Below are 23,035 nucleotides of genomic sequence, written 5' to 3' on the forward strand. Positions count from 1 at the left end.
TCGATCACTCCGTTCCCCCGCCCGTTGCCGAGCAGGTCAGTGTTCTACGTGGGTCAATATTCGATGCAAATTACTGCGTAGGGTGGGTCAGGATTCCGCGCAAATCAACACCCCGATGGCAATGAGAAGCAGAACCGAAGCTATAACGGTGTCCATGGTACAAATCCCCGATAATCATTCTTTAGTTTTCGTATTCCGGTAAGCTCGGCAACGCTAGCAGGTGGGTATTGCACACAAACGTGCAGCCATCTGGCTGGCTAAGATCTTCGAGCTCGCAGTGCGCCCAATCGTAAGTCTGAAAGGCGTCGAATGGGCTGAGGCATTCCCGTCGCGTGTGTGGCCTGTTATGGCCATGCGAGAATGTTCGCCTCCGAATAGCCCACGCACTGAATCGCATCTGCAATAACGGCAGGCGATGCTGGATCTTGAGCTCCAGTTCGCGCCATTTCAGCCGTTCAGGCGCACGAGCTTTCACCTGACCATGAAGGCGACAACCGGTGCGAAGGCAAGTGCTAGCGCAGGGGCTGAACCGATCCCGCCACCTCACTTCGCGATTCAGTCGATATGTTCCAGCGACGAAGCGATAAGGCCATCCAGAGAAAGGAGCGACCCATTTCATGAACAGCCTCCCTCGGCTCATATGGACGCTGGAGCGTTGGTTTGGTAGCCGCTCCCGCGTCTCGTCATGTAAGCTTAAACCGATGACAGGTCGATATCGGGCTCGCTTGGTGCTTTTTGGGGCAAGGCCCTAGCTTTCGCGATGGCTGCAAGTGAACATGGAGCCGGCCAGTCGGGGAAGCTCTGGCACGGATCAACGAGAGTTACTTCGCTCGATGAACAACGATTCATATCATTTGGCATGTTGCGTCCAGCCAAATGTGCCAAGGCCAGATCCACTCATACTGCTGGTAGCTCGATACGCCTGATTCCCGGAACGTTCTCATTCGCACTTCAGGGCTTCTTTCGCCAGACATCATGCACGCAAATGCATAGCCCACTCTAGTCCCTCGTCCTCCGCAAGAAACTTGAGCCCCCACACAACGTCCCTGCGCGAGCAGCAGTCAACTAACGCCTGCAATACATTCAAGCGGATATTTCTCAAACTGCCAATCAGGTCTCTCACACCGTCTATCAGATCCAGCTCGAGCGAAACACTAACGTATTCGAGAATCGCGCGTTCGGGAACCGAAACCAGCACGTGCGGATGACGCCATGCAAGCGGCTTGAGCCCCTCTCCCTGTTTCATCCCATCATCGAATAACGAGTGCGAATAGTAGGAGCAGGCTAGCCGTTCCACCGCCCACTTTGGCATATCCCGACTTCCCGATCCCCACAGATCAACGCGGTCGCGAAAACGTAGATTATGCACGATCCGATGCCACTCAAGCGCCGTTCTACCGCCGACATGGAGCTCAGGAATATAGGACCGCAAATAGGCAATCGTCCCATCGACTCCAGGTTGGTCGCCACGTAACAGATAGGCGTCTTCGGACAACTGCCGTAGCCAGCCCTGATGCACGAGTTTGCTGACCTGATCCGCATCAATTTCAAGCGCCGCGAAGTACCGCAAACTGAGCGGCTGCGATCGTGGCGCGAAGTCCATCAGGAACTGCACAATTTCGGTCGTATTCGTCACTTCGGTTCCTCGCAGTTTCTGCTCCACTACGGCATCCGGTGTTTTTGCAGCAACGCAGGATAGACACGTATACCGGAGCGACCCAAATGACCGGTCAAACTGGTATAGGTCAGCTCGCTCGCGGCGAACACTATTTCTGCTCGCGTGCATTGCGCACCCGGATAACGTCGCGATTTAATAGGTCGATGTCTGCGAGTCCCGATCGTCCCATGCGTCTTGTGAGCAGGGGCGACTTGTCGTCGGGCGCCGGTATGACAGCCATACCTGCATGGGTGCCGGCGTCAGAAACAGCCGCGAACACGATCAATTCCCGCGGCGACGCAACCAGATGCGTCCTACTCATATAGCCGCGAGCGATGTACTCACGCGCCCTCACGACCAACATCCCATACGTTGCCACGATCAAAACCCGGCACGAAGAACGCTGAAGCCGGTTGCCGACGAGCGCCGCCGCGAACACGGCCTCACGAATACCGATTCCGGCGATGCCTGCCGCAACATCCAGCACGCACGGCAATTCGAATGCGCATCGGAGGAGGACCAAGGCGAGTTGCGATGGGTTCCACTCAACAAGTTCTGATGAACGGTCCCCTTCGAATTTCAGCCGTAAAGGCAGGGCCGAACGGCCGCGTACTTCAACATTTCGAAACAGCGTACGAATCGTCGCACGGTATACATCCAGAGCGCGCCCCGCCGAGAGATATCGGTATTTCGAAGGAAACGGCATCGCGCGAGATTCTTCGCCAATCAGGCGCCAGCCGACGTATCCGACAGACCGGCCCTCGCGTGACTCGCAACCGCGTGGATAGGGCGCGATGTCATGCACCGCACTTTGCAGCAACCGGATCGCGTGCGGACCAAGCGACTGGCCAGTCCTCTGTGCGGAGGCTTCATCCAGACTTATCAACCGTTCATGAGCGAATTCGAGCCATTGGGTGTAGGGATCGAACGACGCATCGATGGCCTCACGGAGCTGCCAGATATCCAGAGAGTCAGACAGTCCAACCGGCGCGCCAGCAAATGGCGACTGGCAATGGTTGCAATGAAGCGGCCGTTCGAACAACTCGCCAGCCGATCCATATTGTCCCAACGGGATCCCGCAAACGCAGCACCGGTCTTTGAGAGGGCACCCATGAAACGGGCAAACCTGCAATGCCGACAGCTGGAACCAGATCGCATGAAAACCTCCCTGCATGCACAGTGGGCAATAGCGCACGAGCGGTGCCCACAAAACCTCCTGCAGATGGATCAGCGGAAGCACGAGCGCACTTTCGGGCGATTGCCACGTCCATCCGAGTTGCGCATTCAGAAAATGGTCGTCGATCCATCCGGTTCGATAAAAACCAAATCCGGCACGAGATGATTTGTTACGTGCGAACAGTCGTCGCGCAAGCGAACGTCCGAGATGATTGAACGCAGATAGACGGAGCAGCACGCCAAACGAAGACTCACTCCTCAGGGGGGCCTGATCCGCGCCCGTCCAGGCCCAATTCGTCACTCGGTTTCCGGCCATGCTTCGCCGACGCCAAATGGCCTGCCCCTGAGCCGCGCTTTCATAAGACCTCGGCGCCCGTCAGCATGCCGCATACGCTCTTCCACAGACAGACGCGCTCCACGACTTGAGTCAGCGGGGGCTGGTCAGACTCGCACGGCACCAGTTCGCCCTGCTCCCCCTTCCATGCGTAGTACCGAGCGGGTTTGCGCCCCCGAGTGCGATACGACCATAGCTCATCTACCGGAATCATCCGGTCATGAGCAAGGACATAGACTTTAGGTACATCCGCCCACGATTTGCAGAGAAGAGAAACAAGCGATTCCGTTCCTGCAGCGAGCAGCATGTACGTGTCGGTATCGCTGTAGTCCACATCAGAATGATGGACAACATATGACGGCGAAGCTCGCGAAAGCCCTACTATCGTCCAGCGATCGAACGGCTCAATCAGTGCACCGGTGGCTTTTGCCTTCCATGAAATATCAGTAAAAAACATTGCGTTTCAGTTGGAGCCCCGCGGTCGGTGTGACAGTCGAGGTTATAAAATGGGTCGTAAATGCCGTGGCCTGAACTCTACCATAGCGCGACCATGCGCGCATGGACAGGGTCTCAGGAAAGGGCGATAGGGAACAGCGGCTCGTCGCGCTCGGACGCGCCATCCGTCAGAAGCGGCGGGATGCGGGCATTTCTCAGGAAGCGCTGGCGCATTACGCCGGAATCGACCGTAGCCATATGGGAAAGATAGAGCGTGGCGAGCGTAACGTCTCGGTGCTCAACGTGCTGAAAATCGCCGACTCGCTGAACTGCAAAGCATCCGACTTCTTTTTGACCTCGGATCTTTAGAATAGCCCCATTTTTTGTCCGCTTTAGTGCCCAGATTCAGGCCTTGGGCCTTGGGCCTTGGGACTTCGGCTAGATACTGGCGACCTGATTGGAACGCTCAGGTAAGCCAACAGCAACGAGTGCTGCGATGCGGCGCACGTGTGTCGATCGCCCCGCCAGCGGACATACGTGCGCTTCACCATTCAAACAAGACGCGGCTGGCACTCGTGGCGCGTTACGTCCTGCTTGACGTAACAACGCACGGAACCAGCTTGTCCTAATATCGTGCGCGTGATTACCGCACGCATCGACTGGTGTGCCCGCGTTCAATTTGGTGTAATGCCGGATTCGACAGATTTATCCGGAAGGGTCTCACATCAAGCAATGGAATCCGGTAGAAGATAGCCCTGCCGACCTCCTTGCCGTTATCGTTTCGACCGTACGCGCACACGCCACCTCGGTGCATCCAGTTCATCCGATTCCCCTCCAGCATCAGACACGCGAGATAGCTCGCAATCGTGACCAGCCCGAACGCGAAAATCGCGAGCCGGGTCCCTCCCCGATACACCTTCCAGACGCGAGGCGTTTGCTTGACAAGTTTCGTTAGCCAGAGCTGCAACCAATCCAGATCGTCATAACGGAAGTCCCTCGCCTCTGCGGCACGCAACATCTCACAAGCGAGCGCAAGGTCTGCCGCATTTGCACACGGTGGATTGTCAGCTCCACGGTTAGCAGGTGTCGAGTCCATCGTGCTCGCTACCGCATGTGCCCATCGCTGCAATCGCCTAGCCAGCACTCTCCAGACGGGTACCGGATTTGCCCTGTATTCGGGCGCCTCATTTCGCAAGGCATTAATATAGGGGGGAGCCTTGAGCCTGCTACGCCAGGAAAATGCAGTCACGCTCTTCCCTTCGCGTAAGCTGGCCAGGAAACGTGGTGACTCAGCGTCGACGGCATGCCTCATAACCATCTGATTAAGACGCTCACTCGCGATCGGATCTGAGAACGCGATCGGGCTCCAGAAGTTCAATTCGTCTGACACACGCCGACACCAGCGATCAATCGGCTCGAAAGCAGCGACCAGATTGTGCGTGTCTGCCTGCCAATCCAGCATGTCATGCGTGCGAATCGGCTCGCCCGAGACCGGCATCGAACACCATCCGCACTCGTATGGCCGTTGGCGAACAGCGACTCCCTTGTGCGCCATATGGAGGGGATTCATGGCACCGCAACTTTGACAAACCACTACGAGCGGGCAATTGTGCATTGGACATACCTGCAGCCACCGTAGCTGAAAAAAATACGAGTGGTATCCGACAGCAAAACACACCGGGCAATAGCGAAAACTGTTTGTCGCTACATAGTGATCTATCTGCCACCCCAACTGGTGACCGTCGCGACGCTTATAGCGGTCTCTGTTGCGAAACCGGCGCTCGAGACGGCCAGTGTTGCTCCAGCCTTCTTTTGTGGGCGCCGCGGCGACCGACAATCTGCCGCGGGGCAAGACCTGGATATTCTTCAGTTTGACCCAGTTAAACCAGGCGTACCTGAGCACCAGAGAACGGTCCGACTCATAGGGTAAAGCACCAAACCCTTCCGCAGAATTCGTGTCGCCCACTTCGCCCGGCTTATCCTGGTTCAGCGCTCTCGCGCTCAACGCTGCGTCACGCCCCTCTGCCTCGCTCTTCAGGATACGTACCAACTTGTACCCTCCCGTTGTCTCTTGCCCGACCCGGCTTCGAACTCCGAGTACCTCAGCCCATCTTTCCATATCTGCCACCTCGTCGTCTCCGCCTGAGCAGCCTCGGTCGCCTCGGCCGCCTCGGAGGTGTCGCTGTCGCTCATCGCCACCAGAAAATACCGTAGCGCCCCGAACAACAACCCCGGTGCGACGAAACTCATGTTGTCCTCTCCGTCACGCGAGCTTCCCGGATGCAGGTGGCCGAGTTCTTTGAGCACTACGCCGAGCGTGGTCACCTCTCCCGCGAGCCGCCAGTTCCTGCCCCACAGTTTCGGGGCGAAGAACTGCGTCCAGGTCATACCTCCAGAGCCAGCGAGGATCTGTTCGTCGATGGTCGTAAAGATAGCCAGAACATCGGCGGGAAATTCAAGGTGCCGAAAGTCGCGTTTATTGCCGAAGAAGCGCGGGATGAGGTCCTGATAAGAACCGTTCTTCTTGCTATCTCCTGCGAGCCTGAGTTTATCCAGTGTCTCGTTGAGTTCAGGTTGCTGTCCGACCGATACTGTAACGAGATAGACATCGTTCAGAAGCAGCTCGTTGTAGATGTCCTTCAGGAACTGCAGATCATGAGGCCCCATGTTCTGTGCCTCGTCAAGTAGCACGACCACTTTCCGCGAGTCCATCGCTAATGCATCGGTGAGGAGCCGCTCGACGATCCGTCCTCTGAGCAAATGGATCTGACCATTCCTTTCCGGGTGCTTCACAGTTCGCAGCCATCGATCCAGGAAGCCCTTGGTGTACCGGTTATTGGCTCTTGGCACATTAAACACATAGACCGGCAACCGCGGAAAATCCGTTGCGAGATAGCGAATGATCATCCGTATCGCGAATGTTTTGCCGCTTCGCGGTAGTGCGCCAAAAGAGCAGCTATCGAATCCAGCGACGATCAGGAATTTGACGACAGCGTAAAAACGTCTGATCGCCTCCGTCTCGAATGTGTATTTGTTCAGCACAGGATGCTCTTCGAGCAGTTGATCCCGGGACCTCACAAACCTGTGCACCGAATCCGCGTCCGTTGTGCCGTCCAGTTTGGCTCTCTTCATGTCAACGCCCCTTGGGTACACGGTTCAGGCCGAACGATGCCCCCGGTATCGGCACCTGTGACGCAGGCGCCGGAGCATGCGACGATATCTCCGGTACAGCAGGCGTTGGAGCAACGGGAACGTCCTCCGCTGCGCGTCGCTTACCTCTCCGGACTTGCTCACGAGGCTGTTCGGCGACTGGAGATTTGATCGATGAGTCGGTTACCGTACTGGTCGGAAGGTCGGACCCCGCAGGAACGGCCTGCCCTGCTTTTCGGTTTTCTTTGCGACCCCGAGTTGCAGTGCTCTTGGTCGGCCCCACCGCTGCCTTCGCGGTTACCACCTTATCGGCCTTATCAGCGTCGACCACTCCAGCGATCGGCGAGACGTCGGCAACCTCCTCAGGCTGCGGTGTTGCAGAAGCGGGCGCAACCGATGGTACGGACGGGTAGCCGTTCTGAATGTGCGGCGGGGACGACGTGTCAAAGCCCGGATTGGGCCCCTGATTTCTGGCCTCGTTCTGCGACAACTGGGCGAGCAAAAGCGCCTGCGCACCACCACCTTTTTTTCCTTCACGTCGCAAGCTCGCGACCTTGCTGGCCAGTTCATCACGCCATTTCCGGACTGGATCATTTCCCGACGCGCCAGGCGCGGCACCAGCCTTTTGCAGCAGCTTGCGATGTCTCCAGGAAATCGGCACCTTGCACCAGCCGCCACGCCCCTTTAGCGGCCCAAGGTCAGTGCCCGTGCCTTTGACGTAGGCCCGCGCGAACCGGCTGTCGCGTCGGCTGACGAAAATGCGGACTTCCCGCCCCACAAGGTCGAAGTTTCGAGCAATTTCCGTATTCTGATATTTCACGTGATCGACCTGGATATAGACGCCGTCGCGCTCATTGCCCGCAATGGTCCGGTCTTCGCTGTGACTTAGGAGCCGGTAGACAAGACGCGTCTCCTTTGGAATAGGTTGACTAAAAAAGCCGAGTTCCGGGTTTGTGATAGCAGCTTTCATCGCCACGACGGGACTGGACATCTGGTTGGCGTGCGATGACCGGAGGTTGTGCGCTTCGACAGCGCCATACAGAATCGACATCATGTCGGCGAGCCGTATACGCGATTCCACTGCCTTGGCCTCTGGATTATCCCGTCGTGGGTCGTCCAGCCCAGATCCGTACGAGGACGGTAGCCGAACCAGACCATGAGCTTCCATCTGGCCAATCGTCCGTTCGATGACATCGCGGATCCAGTAGCCACGAGACTGGCCGTAATGCACCACGCACCCGACCGTATCCACTACGTTCCCCACGAAGTCATGCGCCTTGTTGGCAAGCGCGTTGTCGACCCGAAGCATGAGGAAACTCTCCCAGGTCAGTTCCGGAACGAAGTGTCTCAAGAGAAACTTTCCGTGCTCGGTGTACTTCAGGTTGCCTTCAAAAAGCCAGTCATCATCGGGGCTTATCGCGCTGTGGATCGCCTCCAGCGCCGAATCGGCGCTTGCCTCCACCTCGAACTCCACTCCGACACCGAGGATTGCGTGGCTGTACTCGCATGCAAGGTACGCGATACTAAACCGCTGGATTGGCAGTTCAAACTCTTCACCGAAGTCGTTTGATACGATCAGGATGCATGCGGCCGGCACATCCTGGTAGTCGAGCTGGAGGAAAGATGCCGGTCCTCGAGGCTTGATCAGTCGCTGATGACCGGTACCTGTCGTCGGGCCGAACTTGGGGTTTTTACCACCCGGAAATTCAACTCCATGCTCGCGCTGGAGTGCCCGGATATAACGGCGAACTGACTGATACGCTATAGAGTGACGGACAAACGGATACTGGCCTGACGCTCTACCGTGGCTCTCCAGCCATTCCCGAAAGGCACGGTGTATATCCCTCATGCTATCGTAGGTCCGGGCGGGCTCCCCCTCTTCCGCCACGATGAACGAATCCAGAAACTGCTTGCTACCCGGAACTTCGCGCAACAACTGCTGGAAAGCGCCCGCTGTGCCCTTTGTCTTCAGACTCTTCAATGCCTTGACAGCTGCTTTGCGCTCATACACTTTCCTGCGGGAATACGGGATGAGCGCGTAGAAACCTATCATGCGATTGTTTTCGATCACGAGACATTTCTTGTAGAACTCGCGAGCCCTATCCTTACTGATGTGCGTCTGGGACCAGATCTCCTCTGCACTTTCATGTTTGGCAAAGAGCATGACAGCCGTCTTGCGCGCTTCATATTGATGTAGCAGTCCTTCCTCCTGCAGCATGCTGGCGTCCGGCTCGGGCCAGGTTTCGAAGGCCGGCACCCGGTCGCTGGCAACAATGGGCGGTCTTCCAAGCCGGCCACGACGGCTGCGACTGCCTTGCGTGTCCAGGATACCGGCATTGCCCGGCGCCGGAAGCAATGCCAGTTCCGATTCCGCCCGCTCCCTCAGCAACTGCATGACGTCAGGTTTATCCTCAGCGACCGTCCTCAAAATCGTGCTCGATGAAATTACGCGCATTTCGAGGTCAGCAAGCGCATGACCTCTATGAAGCAAACGTGCGATCGCACCTAACCCTGCGCCCCGGTCGATATCTGGGCGGCGGCCAAGCAGCTCATCGAAAGTCAGTCGTTCCTGCACCCGTAGTTCGCTGTCGAGCTCGGCCATATGATCCGCCCAGCTCGATAGTTGGCGGGTCGCGGAGATGGCACGGTTTAGTCTGAGCCAGTTGTCGAATTTGATTTCCCAGAACTGCAGTTCGTCGAGCCACCGCACCCGGTAGGTAACGCCAAGGGACTGGGCGCGCGCGACACACCGCTCATGCAGTTCAGCGCGCACGGAGGAAGATTTTTCCCGAAAGACTTTCCACCACTGTGTAAGCCCGGAAGTGTAAGTAATCACGAGATCGGCGGCTTCCCGCGGCAGTTCGTTTGCCCGCATGATTTCGTTGACCGAGTGCCTGTCGGCGATAAAACTCTCGACATCCCTGTCGGCAACCAGCTCGCAGAGCGTAAATATCAGCACGGCATCGCGCCGTATTACCGAATACCCTTTGGATTTGAAGAAAACACCAACGTATATCGAGTCCGGGCGATCCCCGCGCTGGTAGCTGATCTTGTTGAGTGTGGAGTGGGGATCGGGCTCAAACAGCGGCAAAACCACAGGAGCAATATCGTTCATGAGATAGGATTTCCTGAGAAATCGCAGGGACGAACGACCCCCTTGACTTTTCCGCAGGAAAAGCCAAGAATAATGCCGTGCAAGGGGTCCGTCCCGCGGAACTGGGTTAAAGGGAGTTGCGCCAACAACTCCCTGTTCTGCTTACAGGACATGGCATTGCTCTAGGTCATCTTTGTTCTCTCCTCTCCGTAGCACCCGAAACTGGCATTTGAGTTGCCGGGTGGGTCATCGCCAGTAAAAAATCTATTCCTTCGCGTCGAATCCGATATTTTGCATAATCATGAAATATTTTCAATATATTTATTTTCGCTATCTTATACATACGAGTTAGTTTCGCCACTAAAATACATAACACGTATAAATAAATATCGGATATTTAATAACGCACGTGTTTTGTTGCCCCTGAAACTGGGATGAGGGAGACGCGATACCGCGTTATCTCGCAAGAGAGGACATTTAAGATCTCTCATCGACTTTTACTTCGCATACCTACTTATATAATTTTGCTGAAATAATCCGAACACCACGGGTGCACGCACGCCGCTCGTGCATAGCCGGATCGACGCAGGAGCCTGTTGAGCAGGGGAACTCAATCCTGGGCTGCCACGAGGCAACCCGAAGTCAAATCGACAGTGCGGCCGAGGTTGTCGCGCCATTCGAGTTGCTGAACTTACGATCGAATTCCAGGCGGTGGTGCCGATACTCAACGAGCGAAGGCTGCACCCGCGTCCTATGCACGAGTGCGGTCTTCTAGTTGGTCGCGCTGACTCGTCGTATCTCAATTGGAACGGTCTCTGATATCTCATAGAACAGGCGACCTTGCCTTAGGCACGCGAGTATCTCTTGCGCTTGATCCAAGCTGGGCCGCCACCCGTGTTTGCGCTCGATGAGACCGGACAGATTACTTGTGCTTTCGAGAAACTGCAGATTGTGAGATTGCAGCACATGCTCTCCGCCAGGACAGGGTTCTTCAAGAACGATGCCGGAATTTCCCTACTAGGTATCGAAGACCTCACTTTAAGGTCAAAGCAGCTCAGTCACATCCGGGCTTGCGACTGCCCACCAGGCAGGGTCACCAATGCGCACAAACTTGCAGCTCATCGGCACTAACCTTCATACCTCCATCATCCGACTACGGTTTCCCCGAGCAGTCGAGCTCGAACAGCCGGCTTACAGCCGGAGGAAACCAGATGCAGAGACCTGTCTCGGCCTCGAGGAATGGGGCCCGAATGATCTTTACGCCCTGATTTGTGTACACAGAAACTGGCCGAGACATTGACCACCTGATTTGTGTCAATGCCGAAAGGTGCAACTCACCGGAGCCGCCTCCGTGTACACAAATCCCGGTGGTTATCGGAAGTGCAGCTAGATTTGGCGGCCGTTTGCGGGCCGGAATTTCCCCCCGGATTTGTGTCCCATCGATGCACGGCAGCCGGCAAGACGGGGCACAGCGTGACGCACTTTGGCCGCGCGATGTACGGGCTGAACATCGACACGTTCTGCGCGAACTCGAGTTCGGCCAAGGGGCGCGTGGAGCGCGCGCATCTGACGCTGCAGGACCGGTTGGTGAAGGAGCTGCGGCTCAGGGACATCTGCACGGTGGAGGCGGCCAATGCGTACGCGCCCTCCTTCATCGCCGCCTATAACGCCCGCTTTGCGAAGCCGCCTCGCGGTGCGTTCGATGCGCACCGGCCGCTGCGTGACGATGAGGATCTGGACCGGCTGATGACGTGGCGCGAGACACGGCGCGTGACGAAGGCGCTGACCGTGCAGTACGACCGGGTCATGTACCTGCTCGAGGACACGCCGGCAAACCGCGGGCTGATTCACCGCTACATTGACGTGTGGGAGTATCCGGACGGCCACATCGAGATCCGGGCCGATGGTCTGGTATTGCCCTGCCGGCAGTACGACCGGCTCGCGGATATCGACCAGGGCGCGGTGATCGAGCACAAGCACCTGGCGCATGTGCTGCGGGTCGCGCAGGCGCTGCAGGCGCAGCGTGACAACCGGCGCATCTCCGGTTCGCCGTCCCGTACGAATCAGGGCAAGCCGGTCCGTGAGAAGGAACGCCTGCCGGGCACGAAGAAACAGCGCGAGTTCACGCGGGCCGATCTCGACGAAACGATCCTGCAGTTCGCACAACAGCCGGAGCCGTCTTCAACGCCTGGCCAGCGGTCTGCACGCACCCGCTGAACCGGCTGACACGCCCTGCCCGCTCAGTCACCTCCTTCAACGCTGCGTGTGCTTCAAACCATGAAAGACAGGACCCAAACCAAGGTCAGAACCACGACATCTGTATTTGGCTGGCGCCACGACATCTCAATCTGGCCTAGACATTGGGTGTAGCAGCTATATCCTAATGTCGTGTTCTGGCTATTTACAGATGTCGTGTTTTACAACCGGCACGCGGCTAGGCGCTTCCAGCCCGAGGAACCTAACAAGACTCGCTCTCCCCAGATACCGGCTTCGAAGCTTCCCGGCACTTTGTACGCCGATATTCGGAAGGCGTCTGACCAAAATGCTCTCGAAACGCCGTGGCAAAGTTGGCCGCGCTGGTAAAGCCGGTCTCATCGCCTACAGCATTAATAGCAAGCGAGGTTTCAACCAGAAGACGCTTCGCCAGTTCCAGGCGCCTCTCGCGCAGATATTCAAACGGGGTCTTACCAATGTTTTTCCGAAATGCGCGCGAAAGCCGCTTCTCGTTGGTTCCGAGAAGTTTCGCAAGGCCATCCAGGGTCGGAGGATCATGCAAATGTGACAGCAGGTAGTCAATTGCAGCCTGCACAAGCGGCGCGTCCTCTGTGCCTTCCAGTTGCACACCGCCGTCCGGCTCAAGCCGCTTTATCCTTCGAAGATGAATCTGGATCCGGGCGACAACTTCAGCAGGCTCAAACGGTTTGATGACATAGTCAACGGCGCCAGCCCCCAACCCCTCCAGCCGCCTGTCCAGGTCGCCCAGCGAGCTCAGGAAAATGATCGGGATATCGCGGGTGTCGGGATGGGCTGCCAGTAGTCGGCATGCTGTAAAACCGTCCATGCGGGGCATTCGAATATCCATGACGATCAGGTCGGGCTTGCCGGCGAGCGCACGCTGGTAAGCCTGCATTCCATCCATAGCGACACTGATTCTGGATCTGGCACTCCGTAAGGCTTCAATGAGCAGCCTCAGCTCATCCAGGTTGTCGTCTACGACCAGAACATGAGTATTGGCGAACATGGCGAATGAACCTAATCTATCTGCCCCTGCCCAGCAGGATAGTCCTGAACCAAGGGAAATTAAATGCCTGGGATCGTGCACTCGATCTTCTGAGACACACCGCTACCGCAGCGGTCGCCTCATCAGGTCGTCCAGCAGAGCTGCATAAGACTCGACCACCTGCGGATGGTCAGGAAGATATCGGGCGATCAGTGTCCGCTGCCGCTCCCTATACCAGCCGGCGTGGTTGTCGTGCGTGGCAATCGCCTCGATCAGCCTGCGCGCGCCTTCCTCAACGTCACTGTCTTCGTAGTAATAGCCGAGATCCGGGCAAAGCGACGCGTTGTGTATGAGCGGATAGCCCTGCCAGCACACCTCAAGGTAGAGGTAGTTCAAGGGGTTCTCGAGCTGATGCGAGATCACAATGTCCGTGTTTTGCGCGAGAAACAGGGGTGTTTCATGACGGTCAGTGAACACCGCCTTGTGCTGGCGCACGATATCCAGCTGACTCATCAGTGACACGAACTCCGGACTGTCGTGCGCCAGCGCTGAGGCGTTGCACACCTGCAGCAGTTCGATGTCCTCGGGACGCTGCCGGTAAGCGAGTTCCGCGATGAGCACCGGATAAAGACAGAACTTCACGACGTTGATGTTCGGCTCGAGAACCGAAAGACGTCGTGCACCCACTCTCGGTCGATATTCCCCGCCGTGCGGTATCTCGGGAAACTCCCCGAGACGGGACGCTAGGAACATCGGGCTCCACACGAATGGCACGACGCGCGCGCGCTGCCGGCGCAGCACCTCCAGGTAGCCGCGATTCACCTCGATCTGCGGAATCATCCAGATGTCGTCGTATCGCTGGTTGACGAACAGATTGCTGCCCCACATTCTCTTGCGAAACAGGACGGCCTCGGTAGCCAGAATGTATTCGGAGCCGCAGCAATACGACACCAGTCGCGCGCCGCGCTGCTTGAGATAGTCGGTTGCGGCGGCGTCGATCTGCCCTCCTAACTCGATCAGAACATCCACGAGATCCTTGGCGACATCGAATGGCACCGTCGGGAGGGCCTGCTGGTCCCAAGGTAAGCTCTGCGTGACCGGCACAACGGTCGTATTGACGAGCATGACCCGCGCCACACCGGGACACCGCGCGAGCGCCAGTGCAAGGTAAACGGCATTCTGCTTGATGCCGTTGTTCCACATGGTTTCCCCTGCATCGTGCAAGCCGATTGTGATGCCAATCGACAATCCCTCTTTCGACGAACTCATGTCTGACACACTCCCATCGATCGCCACCCTGCTCGATCAATGCACGTAAAGCGCAGCCAGCGCTTCACTATAAGTTCGTACGTTTTCCTCGTACTCCGGGTCGAGCGTGCGCAGGAATGCATTGGCGGTCGTGCGATACGAAGCGAGGTTCTGATCGTGCCCGGCGAAGGCCCGATTCATTGCTCGCCCGCCCTCCTCGCAATCGAATTCGTGGTAACGGTAGCCACAGTTGCCAAGCAGATGCGAATTGTGAACCAGCGGATAACCTCCATAGAGCGCTTCGTAGTAAACATAATTCTGCGCGTTCTCCCAGTGATGACTCACGATCACATCCACGTGGTTTATCACCGCCTCAACAAACGGAAAGCGACCTTCAAAAGTTGCGATGCCGTGACGGACGATATCCAGGTGCGACGCGAAATTGTTGAAGCCCGCGTGCTCCTTCAGATGAAACGTGTTGTAGACACTAACCTGTTCGAGGATATTGGCGTTTTCTCGATGCGCTATTTCGCATACCAACATCGGAATGAAGCTGGTCTTGACCATGCATATATTCGGCTCGAAAATGCCGGCGCGCCAGCGCCGCTTCGACGGCTGATACTCAAAGCGCTGCCCCGGGCGCAGGCGCGCCATTTCGCGATCGAGAACGAGCGGGCTCCATAGGTGTGGCATCAAACGCACCGGTGCGCGAAACGTGCTTTCGTAGTAAGGCTTGCAGCTACGCTCGTATTCGGCTAGTGTCCATACCTCGTGATACGGCGCTCCACTGATTAGCAGGCCTTGCGGCTTATCGAAAATCATGCGTTCAATATCGATCACATAGTCATTGCCGACGCGCATCGACACAATCTTGCCGCCCCGCTCCCTGAACGCCACCGTCCATTCTTTCGCCAGTTGGGCGCTCATTTCGATCATGACGTCGAGTTTTGAAGCTGCCTCGTTCATGTCGATGATCGCTACCGGTGCACCGGCGAGAAAGTCCTTTGCGTCCGCGGGCGTAGCGTCGGATCCTCCCACCACGAGATAAGTCTCGGACACGATCGGCGAGCGCAGCAGCAGCATCACGAGGAAAATGCAATTCTGGAAGATGCCGTTCTCCCACATCGATTGCCCCCCACTCCTGCGCACGAAGATCGACACGCCAACGCGCAGGCCACGCTCGGTAAGCGGGCTGCGGAAAGATGTGGTCGTCATGCTCGAACTCCGTTGGCGACGAGGATCGGCGTGTCGCGGCACAGGTAAGCAAGCCTCGTAGCGTATTGCTCAACGTTGTGGTCAGCCATCGGATCGACCATCTGAAAGAGACGCTGCGTTCGCGACCGATACTCCGGCAAAGCGGCGTCATGACTTTGGGCCGCACGGCGCAACTGCGCGCCGCCCTCTTTCGCGTCGAAGTCATGGTAGTAATAGCCCACATCGCTCAGCCACGGCGAATTGTGGACAAGCGGGTAGTCACCGTACAGCGCATCAAGGTAGCCGTAGTTCTGGTCGTTTCCCCACTGGTGAGCGACCACGGCATCGCCGAACTGCACCATGAATCCAACGATGTCGTGCCTGCCATGGAAAGTTGCACGATGCGTCTTCACGATATCGAGCGAGTTGGCGAGATACAGCATGGTCGGATGATCCTTGATGTGGAGCGTGTTGAGCACGTGCATCGCCTGTATGCAGTCGCGCTCGACGCGATATGCCTCGTCGCACACCAGCATCGGGATACTGCACGTCTTCACGACCGATATGTTCGGCTCAAAAATGGCGACACGCCAACCGGATCGCTCGCCTTCCGGCGAAACCTCGCGTGGGACGTAGCCATAGTGAAAGCCCTTTTGGGCGACCTCGCCCGAGCGCGTCTCCACGAACTGCGGATGCCAGATGAAAGGAACCCTGTGAGCGTCGCAACGATGGATCGCGCGTAACATTGGCGCGAGCGTCTCATCTTTGGGCAGATACCATACCTCGTCACAGCGATCGGGACGCAATGCGGTTGCCGACTTGCCGAAGACAGCCGCTTCAGCGAGTGCGACATAGGGCTGGCCGCAGCAGTGGAAAACGACCTTGCGGCCGCGCGCGCGCATGAGATCGATCCATTTGCTGTCGAGCGCGCCCGCCATTTCGATGACGACGTCCACTTCGTCGGTTGCATCTCGCATCGGCATGATACGTAGGCCTAGCCCCCCGAGGTCGACCTGTGGCGGCATGGCGCCCTGGTCCCCGCAGTCGATTAGCAACACCGCCTTGACGAAAGGCACACGCTGCAGCAGCCGTGCGAGAAAGATCACGTTCTGTCCCAGTCCATTGGACCAGATGTTTTGGGAGGCGTGCGTCAGCACCGAAATTCCGATTCGCATGTTTGCACCGTTATCGTTCAGGTTGCGCTTGACGGAAAAATCCCGTTGGCGGATGTGCGATGCGTTGCAGCAAGCGCTTCAAGATCGGCAGCGACGTCAACAAGCACTGGCTCCCACTCCCTGAATTGCTTTTGTCGATACAGCCTGGTATTCGGATACCATGGGCTGTCGGGCCGTTCGAGTTGCCAGACCCAGTGCGGATTCACGTCCAGCAACACCCATGTGCGCCGGCCAAGCGCGCCGGCCAGATGCGCCACAGACGTACACACCGAAATGACGAGGTCGAGCGAATCGATAAACGCGGCGGTGTCATCAAAAGTACGCCACTCTTCAGAGAAATCGTCGATTTTGAAACCCGCAGCTCGCGCCGCAGCAATATCTTCGTGCGCACCGGGCTGGAGCGCATAGAACGCGACATCACGGATCAAGCTGCTAAAGTGGGCCACATAGCGCTCCAACCTGATGCGGCGGTAGGGATTGCGCTGATGCGTATGGCTCCCGGTCCATACGAGGCCTACCCTCAGGCGACGCTCGGCGGCAAACCGTTCGCGCCAACGCATTGCCGCCGCTGGGTCAGGCGAGAGATAACGCCCCGGGTTAGGGATGGTGTCTTCGTTTGTGCCGAACAGTAGCGGCAAACTCAGGAGCGACACTTCGCAATCGTAATACGGTAGCGCCTCTATCCCACCGCCGATTGTGCACAGGTCGCAATGCTCGCCGAGACTACGTTTGAGCAAAGCGCCCATCTGTGGAAACGAGTTCCAGACGAGCTGCCCACCTTCGCGATGCACGCGCTCGGCAAGCATCGGCACGTAGCGACAGAATTGGAGCTGGTCACCCATCCCCTGCTCGCCCCAGACCAGTAGCGTGCGGCCCTTGATGGATTCGCCCCGCCATTGCGGTTTGGTAAAAACCGGGCGGCCCGATTTCAATTCGCGTGCGCCCTGCCATCGGAGTTCGTGCCCTTCCCAACCAGTGTTGAAGTTACCGCGCACAAGCTGAATCGCGGCCAGATTGAAATGCATGGTCGGATCGTTCGGTGCGCATTCACAGGCTGCATGTGCTGCCTCTTCGGCTTCATCCCACTGCTGCGCCTCTTTCTTGAGCATCGCGTAATTGTTCAACGCCAGGCTATCGCTGGGTGCTAGCGAGACTGCACGCTGTGTCGCCACTTCGGCGCGCTCCAGTGTGGTTTCGCCGGGCCTGAGCCGCGAAAGGTTGATCCAGGCCGGCTTATACCCGGGATCGTCGACCACCGCCTGTTCAAGCAAACCGATAATCTCCGGATTCCCCGGATCGACTTGCATCAACGAGGCAGCCAGATTGTTTCGGAGGTGAGGATGGTCAGGCTCAATCACATAGGCGCTGCGGTAAGCTTTCAGTGCTTCCGCCTGGCGGTCGGCATATTGCAATGCCAATCCTGCTGCGAAATGCGCACCCGCGCGATCTGGCGATACACGCACAACTGCAGCCGTAATGCGAATCGCTTCGTCCACCCTTCCAGAGTCATACGCCGCGCTAACGCCGCAGATAAGGGCATTGTCATCGAGCGCGCGCAAGCCTTTAACCGTCTCATCGAGCAACGCTCGAACGGCGTCGCTCGATGGATGCTGCGTCGCAACGTCGACGAGATCGATAACACGTTGCCAGACAAATTGCAGCGAATTAAGGAAGTCGTTTTGCATAATCTACGATCTGGCAGCCGTACCGCGCGTCCACTGGCCGGGCACTTCCTACAAATCTATAACACGCCGTTCCCAGCATCAAGGCTGCATCGCGACCTCGACACGCCGGTTGCTCGCGCGTCCGTCCGCCGTCTCGTTCGAGGCAACCGGATCGGCCTTGCCGCGTCCGACAGAGACAAGTTTGTCCGCTTGCAGACCGCGAGCGCGCAGATAGGTTGCGACGGCAGCCGCACGTCGCTGCGATAACGCGACATTGGCCTCATCACTTCCAACCGAGTCGGTATAGCCCGTCACGGTGACTTGCGTGAAGTGCTTTTCGCTCTGCTCACCCAGCATTCTGTCGAGCACAGTGCGCGCCGCCGGAGTGAGGTCGGCTCGCCCGAATGCGAAGTACGCGTCGCCGGCCAAGGTCACTGTCACCACCCGCGGCTGAGCGTCAGCCACGCTCGAGATGACATCCACAGCCGCTGGCTCCGCTGCGACCGGTATCCCACACTGGAACACCAGCGAATTCGGATCCGCTTTTTCACGAAGTGACTTTGTCGACTCCAGCACATGAACTGACTGGTCACGGCAGATATGCGTGGCAGCCTTCATGCATGTATTGGGGCCGGAGAAAAGCCCATGGCAATCTACTTCGAACGTGCGAACACCGTTCTGCGGAGTCAACTCGTTGGCGCTGAACGTCGGACCTGATGCACTGGAACAGGCTGCAAGCGACAGAACAGCAAAGATGATCGAGATATCGAAGGGTTTCACGCTAACTCCCACTTGTTACATGAGAGCAAACGCACGCATTGCACCAGAACAACGGCGCACCCGTACGCTCGCCCTTTTCAGTCCGATAAGAACAATCGGCCTTGCCATCGATATTCCGATGAGATGCCTGGCCGACGGGAAACCGGAACCAGGCCTATGCCCGGTTCCAATCAAGGGCGATTACTTCCATTGATACAGCACACCGGCGCCCACAACGTGCTGGCTGCCGCTGAAGCCGCCGTTCAGCGTTGCCTTCAGATTCTCGGTAATGCGCGCCTGCATGCCGACCGCCACCGCTTGCTGACCGCCGAAGGCCGCAGTGCCAAGACCCATGCCGAACACGGCCTCCCGATCCATCTGCGGGATCGAAGCAACCGCTGCGGTTGCAGCGATGCCCTGGCGCGCCATCTGGTCGGTCTGCTGAATCTGCTGTTGCTGCTGCGCAACCTGATTGCCCAGGTTGTTCAGCGACGACGACATGGTCGACGAAACCGCATTCAACTGGTTGACGTTGACGGCGTCAGTGCCTTCCGTGCCAGGCGCAACGTTGGTGACCTGACGCTGCTGCGTTGAACTACCCACGGACACCACATCCGAACGTCCACCGTCCGTCGAATTCGCGCCGATTGCGACGGAATTCGAACCTGGTGTGACCGTCGGAGCTGCGGCGTTCGGTGCGCTCATATCGGCAGCGATACCCGAGTTGGCTAGCGAGCGATTGGTGTTGGTGCTGTTGTTTACCATCGACGTTGACAGCAGGCTCAGTTGGTTGTTGATGTTGGTCACGCCGGTTGACAGCGAAGCCACCGTGCTGTTCGTTGTGCTCAGACCGGTAGAGAGCGAACTCAGACCCGTCGAAGTTGACGTCGACAGCGCCGAAACGTTGCTGTTCGCGCTCGATAGGCCCGTCGAGAGCGAGCTGATACTGGTTGACGTCGACGTGGACAACGAGGCCACCGTGCTGTTCGTGGTGCTCAGACCGGTAGAGAGCGAGCTGACGCCCGTGGACAGCGAGCTGACACTGTTCGCGGTCGAGGTCGAAAGGCTGTTCAACGCCTGGTTCGTTGCGTTGAGCTGGCTTCCGTTGACTGCGTCTGTGCTGGTGGCCGAGAGCTGACCCGCCGCCAGATTCGTGAGCTGACGTTCAGCTCCCGGCGAGCCGATGCTCACCACGCTCGTCGGATTGGCACCGGCGAACGAGTACACCGAGCCGCCGATCGTCGCACTTGCCACTGGGTTCGGTGCAGCCGTTACCGAACCACTGCCGAGCGCCACGTCGTTCGGGTTGTTCGCTATGGCGTTCGAACCGAACGCCAGGGAACCTGCACCCGCGGCAGTCGAGCTGTTGCCGAGAGCCAGCGAGCCATCGCCGGAAGCGATGTTCGCGTTGCCCAAGGCTACAGCACCGTTGCCTGTAGCGGTGTTGTTCGCTCCCATGGCGACGGCGCCCGTCCCCGTTGCAATGTTCGGGTCGCCGATTGCGACCGCGCCATCACCGCTTGCCGTGTTGGCCGCGCCGATGGAGACCGCCTGACCGCCAGTGGCCAATGCGTTCTGACCCACAGCGACCGCGCCGTTCGAGTTGGCGTTGGCGCCGTCGCCCACCGCGACACTGCTTGCGCCGGATGCCGTAGCGTTGGTACCGGAAGCCAGCGAGTTGACACCCGTCGCGCCGTCGTTGTTGTAGTTACCTTGCTGCGTGCCGTTGTCGTTGACGCTGTAGTAGTGCGTCTTCGCTGCGGCAATCGCAGTCGAGGTTGAGGTCGACAGCGACGTGACGTTGCTGTTGGTTGTACTCAGCCCGGTCGACAGTGAAGCTACGTTAACGTTCGTCGTGCTCAGGCCTGTAGAGAGCGAGCCAATACCCGTCGAGGCGGATGTCGACAGCGAAGCCACGCTGCTGTTCGTTGTGCTCAGACCCGTCGACAGCGAGCTAGCCGTCGTCGAAGTCGATGTGGACAAGCTGGCGACACTGCTGTTGGTCGTGCTCAGCCCCGTCGACAACGAGCTGATGCCCGTCGAGGTTGAGGTCGACACCGAGGCAATACCGGTCGAAGTCGAGCTCGAGAGCGAGGCCACGTTGCTGTTGGTTGTGCTCAGGCCCGTTGAGAGCGAGCCAATACCCGTCGAGGCGGATGTCGACAGAGAAGCCACGCTGCTATTGGTTGTGCTCAGGCCGGTCGACAGCGAGCTGATACCCGTCGAGGCCGACGTCGACACCGAGGCAATGCCGGTCGAGGCTGACGTCGACAGCGAAGCCACGCTACTGTTCGTTGTGCTCAGGCCAGTCGAGAGTGAGCCGGCTGTCGTCGAAGTCGATGTGGAAAGGCTGGCGACACTGCTGTTGGTCGTGCTCAGACCCGTAGACAGCGAGCTAATGCCTGTCGAAGCCGACGTTGACAACGAGGCAATACCGGTCGAAGCCGAACTCGAGAGCGAAGCCACGTTGCTGTTGGTCGTACTCAGTCCCGTCGACAGCGAGCTGGCCGTCGTCGAAGTCGATGTGGACAAGCTGGCGACACTGCTGCTGGTCGTGCTCAACCCGGTCGACAGCGAACTGATGCCCGTCGAGGCGGATGTCGACAGCGAGGCAATGCCGGTCGAAGCCGAGCTCGAGAGCGAGGCCACGTTGCTGTTGGTCGTGCTCAGGCCTGTTGAGAGCGAGCCAATACCAGTCGAGGCCGACGTCGACAACGAAGCTACACTACTGTTCGTTGTACTCAAGCCGGTCGACAGCGAGCTGATACCCGTCGAGGCCGACGTCGACACCGAGGCAATACCGGTCGAAGTCGAGCTCGAGAGCGAAGCAACGCTGCTGTTGGTCGTGCTCAGGCCCGTCGACAGCGAGCTGGCCGTCGTCGAAGTCGATGTGGACAAGCTCGCGACACTGCTGTTAGTCGTGCTCAACCCGGTCGACAGCGAGCCGATACCGGTCGAGGTCGACGTCGACAGCGAAGCCACACTGCTGTTCGTTGTGCTCAGGCCCGTCGACAGCGAGCTGGCTGTCGTCGAAGTTGACGTGGACAAGCTCGCAACACTGCTGTTGGTTGTGCTCAGCCCAGTCGACAGGGAGCTGATGCCCGTCGAGGCAGATGTCGACAAAGAAGCCACGCTGCTGTTGGTTGTACTCAAACCCGTCGACAACGAGCTGGCTGTCGTCGAGGTCGATGTGGACAAGCTCGCGACACTGCTGTTGGTCGTGCTTAGACCCGTCGACAGGGAGGCCACATTGCTATTGATTGTGCTCAGGCTGCTCGAAATCGAGCCCATGCCCGACGACAGCGATGCAACCGTACTGTTCGTCGTGCTCAGACCAGTTGACAGCGAACTGATACCCGTTGAGGTGGATGTGGAGAGCGAGTAAAGCTGGCTGCCGTTGATCGCATCCGTGCTCGTTGCGCTCACCGCACCAGGCGCCACGTTCGTCAGCGTCACCGGAGTTGTTGCGCCGACGCCACCCAACGTCACCTTCGTATGCGTCGAATCGTCATACATCACTGCGTTCGACAGACCGGTGGACAACGAACCCACGGCTGTCGACGTGGACGTCGACAACGCCGTGACGCTGCTGTTAGTCGTGCTCAGGCCGGTTGACAACGAGCTAATGCCCGTCGAGGCCGAGGTCGACACCGATGCAATACCGGTCGAAGCCGAGCTCGAAAGCGAGGTCACGGTGCTGTTGGTCGTGCTCAGGCCCGTCGAGAGTGAGCCGATACCAGTTGAGGCCGACGTCGACAACGAAGCTACGCTACTGTTTGTTGTGCTCAAGCCGGTCGACAGCGAGCTAGCCGTCGTCGAAGCCGATGTTGACAGGCTGGCGACACTGCTGTTGGTCGTGCTCAGGCCTGTCGACAACGAGCTGATGCCCGTCGAGGCCGAGGTCGACACCGATGCAATACCGGTCGAAG

14 protein-coding genes and 1 pseudogene are annotated in these 23,035 nt (G+C 58.1%); 2 read left to right on the plus strand and 13 right to left on the minus strand.

The features are described from left to right. Positions 1 to 973 precede the first annotated feature (973 nt). From FFS45_RS39275 to FFS45_RS39285, 3 genes are all read right to left on the minus strand, one after another. Positions 974 to 1,663 carry a type IV toxin-antitoxin system AbiEi family antitoxin domain-containing protein gene (locus FFS45_RS39275; RefSeq protein ID WP_249363115.1) on the minus strand — a complete coding sequence of 230 codons (690 nt, stop codon included), beginning with the start codon at positions 1,661 to 1,663 and terminating at the stop codon, positions 974 to 976. 103 nt (positions 1,664 to 1,766) lie between these two features. Further along, entirely contained in the window at positions 1,767 to 3,134 is a 1,368-nt protein-coding gene (locus tag FFS45_RS39280; RefSeq protein WP_137959992.1) for a hypothetical protein, read from the minus strand. A 55-nt stretch (positions 3,135 to 3,189) separates the two neighbouring features. Next, positions 3,190 to 3,624: a hypothetical protein gene (locus tag FFS45_RS39285; RefSeq protein WP_137959993.1), complete on the minus strand. Its 435-nt coding sequence runs from the start codon at positions 3,622 to 3,624 to the stop codon at positions 3,190 to 3,192. 101 nt (positions 3,625 to 3,725) lie between these two features. Between FFS45_RS39285 and FFS45_RS39290 the strand changes: the two genes are divergently transcribed. Further along, positions 3,726 to 3,971 (plus strand): helix-turn-helix transcriptional regulator, encoded by a 246-nt coding sequence (locus tag FFS45_RS39290; protein WP_137959994.1) that lies wholly within the window; start codon positions 3,726 to 3,728, stop codon positions 3,969 to 3,971. 274 nt (positions 3,972 to 4,245) lie between these two features. Here FFS45_RS39290 and FFS45_RS39295 read toward each other — a convergent pair whose 3' ends face one another. The 3 genes from FFS45_RS39295 to FFS45_RS39305 are packed head-to-tail and all read right to left on the minus strand — an operon-like array spanning position 4,246 to position 9,867. Then, positions 4,246 to 5,652: a hypothetical protein gene (locus tag FFS45_RS39295; RefSeq protein WP_137959995.1), complete on the minus strand. Its 1,407-nt coding sequence runs from the start codon at positions 5,650 to 5,652 to the stop codon at positions 4,246 to 4,248. Then, positions 5,637 to 6,734: an ATP-binding protein gene (locus tag FFS45_RS39300; RefSeq protein ID WP_137959996.1), complete on the minus strand. Its 1,098-nt coding sequence runs from the start codon at positions 6,732 to 6,734 to the stop codon at positions 5,637 to 5,639. Before FFS45_RS39300 ends, FFS45_RS39295 begins: the two co-directional genes overlap by 16 nt. Position 6,735: 1 nt before the next feature. Next, complete coding sequence (locus FFS45_RS39305; protein WP_137959997.1) at positions 6,736 to 9,867, minus strand: hypothetical protein; 3,132 nt, start codon at positions 9,865 to 9,867, stop codon at positions 6,736 to 6,738. 1,434 nt (positions 9,868 to 11,301) lie between these two features. Here FFS45_RS39305 and FFS45_RS39310 point away from each other — a divergent pair. Continuing rightward, positions 11,302 to 12,063: pseudogene (locus FFS45_RS39310) on the plus strand (ISNCY family transposase); the annotation flags it as partial. A gap of 241 nt (positions 12,064 to 12,304) precedes the next feature. On the opposite strand, the gene FFS45_RS39315 reads toward FFS45_RS39310, so the two are convergent. From FFS45_RS39315 to FFS45_RS39345, 7 genes are all read right to left on the minus strand, one after another. Next, the gene (locus FFS45_RS39315) at positions 12,305 to 13,087 is read right to left on the minus strand and encodes a helix-turn-helix domain-containing protein (RefSeq protein WP_137959998.1); all 783 of its coding nucleotides are present in this window, start codon (positions 13,085 to 13,087) and stop codon (positions 12,305 to 12,307) included. 102 nt (positions 13,088 to 13,189) lie between these two features. Further along, positions 13,190 to 14,335 (minus strand): DUF2827 domain-containing protein, encoded by a 1,146-nt coding sequence (locus FFS45_RS39320; RefSeq protein ID WP_137959999.1) that lies wholly within the window; start codon positions 14,333 to 14,335, stop codon positions 13,190 to 13,192. 36 nt (positions 14,336 to 14,371) lie between these two features. Continuing rightward, positions 14,372 to 15,529, minus strand: coding sequence for a DUF2827 domain-containing protein (locus FFS45_RS39325; RefSeq protein WP_137960000.1), 1,158 nt, complete (start codon positions 15,527 to 15,529; stop codon positions 14,372 to 14,374). Beyond that, the gene (locus FFS45_RS39330) at positions 15,526 to 16,683 is read right to left on the minus strand and encodes a DUF2827 domain-containing protein (RefSeq protein ID WP_137960001.1); all 1,158 of its coding nucleotides are present in this window, start codon (positions 16,681 to 16,683) and stop codon (positions 15,526 to 15,528) included. Before FFS45_RS39330 ends, FFS45_RS39325 begins: the two co-directional genes overlap by 4 nt. Positions 16,684 to 16,700: 17 nt before the next feature. Beyond that, on the minus strand, positions 16,701 to 18,266 hold the full coding sequence (locus FFS45_RS39335; RefSeq protein WP_249363116.1) for a hypothetical protein: 1,566 nt from the start codon (positions 18,264 to 18,266) through the stop codon (positions 16,701 to 16,703). 180 nt (positions 18,267 to 18,446) lie between these two features. Further along, on the minus strand, positions 18,447 to 19,127 hold the full coding sequence (locus tag FFS45_RS39340; RefSeq protein ID WP_137960002.1) for an OmpA family protein: 681 nt from the start codon (positions 19,125 to 19,127) through the stop codon (positions 18,447 to 18,449). Between the two features lie 180 nt (positions 19,128 to 19,307). Next, positions 19,308 to 23,035 (minus strand): YadA-like family protein (locus tag FFS45_RS39345; RefSeq protein ID WP_171029878.1); only part of this gene is annotated, 3,728 nt, incomplete at its 5' end.

Source organism: Burkholderia sp. 4M9327F10 (assembly GCF_005503145.1).
Classification (GTDB): domain Bacteria; phylum Pseudomonadota; class Gammaproteobacteria; order Burkholderiales; family Burkholderiaceae; genus Paraburkholderia.

Bases quoted from the DNA above. Each gene is read 5' to 3' on its own strand.
- FFS45_RS39290 (WP_137959994.1), top strand. From the start codon at position 3,726: ATGGACAGGGTCTCAGGAAAGGGCGATAGGGAACAGCGGCTCGTCGCG.
- FFS45_RS39315 (WP_137959998.1), bottom strand. From the start codon at position 13,087: ATGTTCGCCAATACTCATGTTCTGGTCGTAGACGACAACCTGGATGAG.
- FFS45_RS39325 (WP_137960000.1), bottom strand. From the start codon at position 15,529: ATGACGACCACATCTTTCCGCAGCCCGCTTACCGAGCGTGGCCTGCGC.
- FFS45_RS39300 (WP_137959996.1), bottom strand. From the start codon at position 6,734: ATGAAGAGAGCCAAACTGGACGGCACAACGGACGCGGATTCGGTGCAC.
- FFS45_RS39305 (WP_137959997.1), bottom strand. From the start codon at position 9,867: ATGAACGATATTGCTCCTGTGGTTTTGCCGCTGTTTGAGCCCGATCCC.
- FFS45_RS39320 (WP_137959999.1), bottom strand. From the start codon at position 14,335: ATGAGTTCGTCGAAAGAGGGATTGTCGATTGGCATCACAATCGGCTTG.
- FFS45_RS39285 (WP_137959993.1), bottom strand. From the start codon at position 3,624: ATGTTTTTTACTGATATTTCATGGAAGGCAAAAGCCACCGGTGCACTG.
- FFS45_RS39330 (WP_137960001.1), bottom strand. From the start codon at position 16,683: ATGCGAATCGGAATTTCGGTGCTGACGCACGCCTCCCAAAACATCTGG.